Here is a 4,979-nt window from a genome sequence, read left to right as displayed (position 1 = left end):
ACACCGAGGTCGTCGCCCTTGAACATGATTGCCAGCGCAAAGGCGCCTTCCAGTCGCTTCAGCGCCTGGTGCGCGGCCTCGACCGGCTTCAGGCCTTTAGCGAGTTCGCGCGCCACCAGATGGGCGACGACCTCGGTGTCGGTCTGCGAGGAGAACGAATAGCCGTCGCGGATCAGTTCTTCGCGCAATTCGGCGAAATTCTCGATGATGCCGTTATGGACGATGGCGACACCGTCGGAAAAATGCGGATGCGCATTGGTCTCGTTGGGCACGCCGTGTGTCGCCCAGCGCGTGTGACCGATGCCGATCGTACCATCGAGCGGCTCGTCCTTGAGCCGGCGCTCCAGGTTGATGAGCTTGCCTTCGGCGCGGCGGCGAGCGAGTTCGCCACGCTCGATGGTGGCGACGCCGGCCGAGTCATAGCCACGGTACTCCAACCGCTTCAACGCATCGACAATGAGCGGCGCAACCTGCGAGTGGCCGACGATTCCAACGATACCGCACATGCAGACAGCCCCCGATTCCCCGTGGAAAACCAGCGCTATTTAGGGATGGCCGGCCTGCCGCGAAAGTCACATTGCATTTCGTCCCGTGTAACGGAACGCTCATTCTTGTCGATGCACCATGACAGACCGCTCTTGCAATCCGGTTACTGCAATCGTTCGGTTTTTTTGCGGGCTGGTCTTACTTTTTCTTCGCAGCCGCGGCCGAAGCAAAGCGTTCGCGCAATTCCTTGCCCTTGCCCGGGATCGTCTTCTGGCGAGCACGGCCGAAGGCCAGCGCATCGTCGGGCACGCTTTCCGTGATCACGCTGCCCGAGGCAATGTAGCCGCCCTTGCCGATGGTGACAGGTGCCACCAGAGACGAATTGGAGCCAATAAAAGCGCCCTCGCCGATGTCCGTGAAGAATTTCGAATAGCCGTCATAATTGCAGGTGATGGTGCCGGCGCCGATGTTGGCGCCCGCGCCGACGCGGGCATCGCCGAGATAGGTCAAATGGTTGACCTTGGCGCCCTCTTCGATAACCGCCTGCTTGACCTCGCAGAAATTGCCGACTTTGGCCTTGTTTCGGAGATCGGCACCCGGCCGCAGCCGCGCATACGGCCCGACATCGCAATTGGACGCAATGGTGGCGCCTTCGATGTGGCTGAACGCATGTATCTTGGCGCCCGTCGCAATCTTCACGCCCGGACCGAACCAAACATTGGGCTCGACGATCGTGTCAGTGCCGATCTCGGTGTCGTGCGAGAAATACACCGTCTCCGGCGCGATCAGCGTCACGCCCGACAGCATCGCTTCATGCCGCCGGCGCGCCTGCCATATGCCCTCGGCTTGCGCCAGTTCGGCGCGGTTGTTGATGCCGAGCGCGCTTTCGAAGCTGGCTTCGGTGGCGACGACATCGAGGCCTCGCGCGCTGGCGATCTCGACAATGTCGGTGAGATAATATTCGCCTTTGGCGTTGTTGTTGCCTACCTGATCGAGCAGTTTCAGCGCGTGATCACCGGCCACCGCCATCATGCCGGCATTGCAGAAGGCTATTTTCCTCTCCTCCTCGGAGCAGTCCTTTTCTTCGCGGATGGCGATCAGCTTGCCGTCCTTTTCGATCAGCCTGCCATATCCGGTCGGGCTGGGCGGGCGGAAGCCGATCACGACGACGGCGGCGCCCTCGGCCAGTTTCAGCCGCGCCACGGTCAGCGCATCCGCGTCGATCAGCGGCGTGTCGCCAAACATCACGAGAATATCGTCATAACCCTTTGATATCGCATCGCGTGCGGCCAGCACGGCGTGCGCGGTGCCAAGGCGCTTTTCCTGCACGAAGGTCTCGGCCTTCGGCGCGAACTTTGCCGCGGCCTTGCGCATCTCGTCCGCGCCATGGCCGATCACCAGCGCCTGGGTGCCGGCGCCGGCGGCTTCGGCTGCCTTCACCACATGGGCGACCATCGGCAGGCCGGCGATCTGGTGCAGCACCTTCGGCAGCACGCTCTTCATGCGCGTGCCTTCGCCGGCGGCGAGAATGACGGACAGGCAGGATCTCTGGCTCATGGAAGGGACAACCATATGAAAAGGGTTGGGAATCAAAGCATGCTAGCAGTGGCGCCTTGCTTCACCAATGCGGTTAAATTTCGGTGAGATGGCGGAGCAGCTGACTCTTAATCAGCGGGTCTTAAAACGGAATTCGGCAGTCAGCACACCTACAACAGGCCGTGTTTCCTGAATTCCGCCTGCTCGTCACCTGATATCCAGCCAAACACCTTCAGCTTGCCGTCGCGCTTTTCGACGAGATAGTTGACCGCAAAGTCGATGGTCACGGGACTCCCATCCTTGCGTTCATAGTCACCGGCCCAGTTTACCTCAGCCACGCAATGGTCCTGGTCGACAGGTGTCACAGAGACCTCCTTGCAGGTCATCCTCTTGCTGCCGAGGGCACGATAGGCCTCAAAACCCTTTGTCATGATGGCCTTCAACTGCTCGCCATTCTCGCCAACCATGACCGCTGCCGACGTCACCGAGACAAAACCGGCCGAATACATGTCCGCGACGTCGTTGAGATCGACGGTGTCGGCGATCGCGTCATTGTAGATTTTCTCATAGACCTTGAAGAATTTTCGCACATCCGCCTTGGCTACCATTCTCGCCTCCCGGCTCGAAAAAGTTTTGATCAACGGTACTGCAAATGCGGGCTGCCGTGCATCGTTCCGCCGAGGCGACCTACCCCAGCCGCCCCAGCACCGGGAAATTTTCCAGCAGCCAGTAAGACACCGTCTGCACGCCGCCGGTGAGGAAAAACACGCCGGCAACGACCAGCAGCGCGCCGATCGCTTTTTCGACGCGGCCGAGATGGACGCGGAATTTGCCGAGGAAGCGCATGAAGGCGCCGGAAAACAGGGCGGCGATCAGGAACGGCATGCCCAGCCCGAGCGAATAGGCGGCGAGCAGCAGCGCGCCCTCGCCCACCGTCTCGCGGCCGCCGGCCAGCGTCAGGATCGGACCGAGCACCGGACCGATGCAGGGCGTCCAGCCGAAGGCGAAGGCCAACCCCATGACATAGGCGGCGACGGCGCTTGCCGGCTTGCCTTGCGACTGGAAGCGCGCCTCGCGTGAAAGCAGCGGAATGCGCAGGATACCTAGGAAATTCAGGCCCATGAGGATGATCAGCACACCGGCGCCCATCGCCAGCGGCTCCTGCCAGATACGCAGCAGCCGGCCGATGGTCGAAGCGCCGGCGCCAAGCGCGACAAAGACGGTCGAGAAGCCGAGCACGAAGGCGATCGAGGAATAAAGCAGCGCGCCGCGCGCGCCTTCCCTCGCCGTAGTTCCCGCATTGCCACGGAAATCGTCGACCGACACGCCGGCCATATAGCAGAGATAGGGCGGCACCAGCGGCAGCACGCAAGGCGACAGGAACGAGATGGCTCCCGCCCCGACCGCGCTGACATAGCCGATGTCCAATGCCATTTCCAGGAACTCCACTGTCGTGCCGCTGATATAGCGACGCGCAGCCTTGTCCACCAATCACCATTGTGTTGGCAAGATCATGCTTGCCGGGGAAGAAACGGCAGCCCCTGGGCGTTGACACAGCGAGGCCGCGATTTCCCGCGCGTCTCCAGATACCAGTCAGGGAGATTTCCATGAAAACCATAACCGCAGGACTGGCAGCGCTTCTGCTCAGCACCGCCGCATCCTTCGCCGCCGACGCGTGGAAGGAAGCCGAGGTCAATGGCACCAAGATCTACACCGACGCCAACGGCATGACGCTGTATACCTATGACAAGGACGAGAAGGGCAAGACCAATTGCTACGACAAATGCGCCACCAACTGGCCGCCGCTGAAAGCCGAAGCCGGCGCCAATGCGGATGACGAATGGACCGTTGTCGACCGCACCGACGGCACCAAGATGTGGGCCTATGACGGCAAGCCGGTCTACACCTTCATCAAGGACAAGAAGCCCGGCGATGTGACCGGCGACGGCGTCGGCGAAGTCTGGCATATCGTCAAGGCCGACTAAGATACTCAATACATTCACGCCTGATGGCGGAACAAGGCTGGTCGCCAGGCATCGCTCTATGCAGCCGGCGGCCAGCGTCGATCAATTTGCCACTGGCGTCGCCCCGATGCCACTGCTCCAGCAGCTTTCCGCGACTCGGCGAAAATGAAAACCAGCGTTTCCGCTGACTTGAGACCACCATCTCCCTTTCCCAAGTTCTGTGATTTTCTCCATACACTCTAAGAGTGTATTGCTTCCAATCGGCCCGCAATTTGGGCGCTTCCCCTTGACCGGATGCAAAAGCGCGGCCATGTGAGCGACAAATAGAACGAGATTTCGTCGCGCGCAGCGGAATTCTTCTGCCGCACCACAGCTGATATGAGACCTCATGGACGTCGTCGTCGTCGAATCGCCGGCCAAGGCGAAGACAATCAACAAATACCTCGGCAAGAACTACAAGGTTCTGGCCTCGTTCGGCCATATCAGGGATTTGCCGGCCAAGGACGGCTCGGTGCGTCCGGATGAGGATTTCGCCATGTCCTGGGCGGTCGACACGGCCTCGGGCAAGCGGCTTGCCGACATCGCCAAGGCGGTCAAGGATGCCGATGGCCTGATCCTCGCCACCGACCCGGATCGCGAAGGCGAAGCCATTTCCTGGCACGTTCTTGAAGTGCTGAAGCAGAAGCGCGCGCTGAAGGACAAGCCGGTCAGCCGCGTCGTCTTCAACGCCATCACCAAGTCGTCGGTGCTGGAGGCGATGGCCAATCCGCGCCAGATCGATGCGCCGCTGGTCGATGCCTATCTCGCCCGCCGGGCGCTGGATTATCTCGTCGGCTTCACGCTGTCGCCGGTGCTGTGGCGCAAGCTCCCGGGCGCCCGCTCGGCCGGCCGCGTCCAGTCGGTTGCGCTGCGTCTCGTCTGCGACCGCGAATCCGAAATAGAGCGCTTCATCCGCGAGGAATACTGGCAGATCGCTGCACTGCTGGGCACGCC

General features: G+C 61.3%; 5 protein-coding genes and 1 pseudogene. 2 read left to right on the top strand and 4 right to left on the bottom strand.

Translation table 11 applies throughout. The features are described 5' to 3' along the window. The 4 genes and pseudogenes from EOD15_RS28350 to EOD15_RS28335 form a co-directional block, all read right to left on the bottom strand. Positions 1 to 506: pseudogene (locus EOD15_RS28350) on the bottom strand (glutamine--fructose-6-phosphate aminotransferase); the annotation flags it as partial. Positions 507 to 684: 178 nt separating this feature from the next. Next, positions 685 to 2,043, bottom strand: a complete 1,359-nt coding sequence (gene glmU, locus EOD15_RS28345) for a bifunctional UDP-N-acetylglucosamine diphosphorylase/glucosamine-1-phosphate N-acetyltransferase GlmU (protein ID WP_127409053.1) — start codon at positions 2,041 to 2,043, stop codon at positions 685 to 687. Positions 2,044 to 2,192: 149 nt separating this feature from the next. After that, on the bottom strand, positions 2,193 to 2,630 hold the full coding sequence (locus tag EOD15_RS28340; protein ID WP_127321919.1) for a nuclear transport factor 2 family protein: 438 nt from the start codon (positions 2,628 to 2,630) through the stop codon (positions 2,193 to 2,195). Positions 2,631 to 2,709: 79 nt separating this feature from the next. Further along, positions 2,710 to 3,456: a cytochrome c biogenesis CcdA family protein gene (locus EOD15_RS28335; protein ID WP_127321921.1), complete on the bottom strand. Its 747-nt coding sequence runs from the start codon at positions 3,454 to 3,456 to the stop codon at positions 2,710 to 2,712. Positions 3,457 to 3,629: 173 nt separating this feature from the next. Between EOD15_RS28335 and EOD15_RS28330 the strand changes: the two genes are divergently transcribed. Further along, complete coding sequence (locus tag EOD15_RS28330) at positions 3,630 to 4,007, top strand: hypothetical protein (RefSeq protein ID WP_127321918.1); 378 nt, start codon at positions 3,630 to 3,632, stop codon at positions 4,005 to 4,007. A 367-nt stretch (positions 4,008 to 4,374) separates the two neighbouring features. Further along, positions 4,375 to 4,979: DNA topoisomerase (locus EOD15_RS28325; RefSeq protein WP_245463786.1), on the top strand; the 605-nt coding region annotated here is incomplete at its 3' end.

Source organism: Mesorhizobium sp. M7A.T.Ca.US.000.02.2.1 (genome assembly GCF_003996995.1).
In the GTDB taxonomy this organism is placed as follows: domain Bacteria; phylum Pseudomonadota; class Alphaproteobacteria; order Rhizobiales; family Rhizobiaceae; genus Mesorhizobium.
The sequence above is the reverse complement of the archived record's forward strand: the minus strand, read 5'-3'. Positions and strand labels throughout refer to the sequence as shown.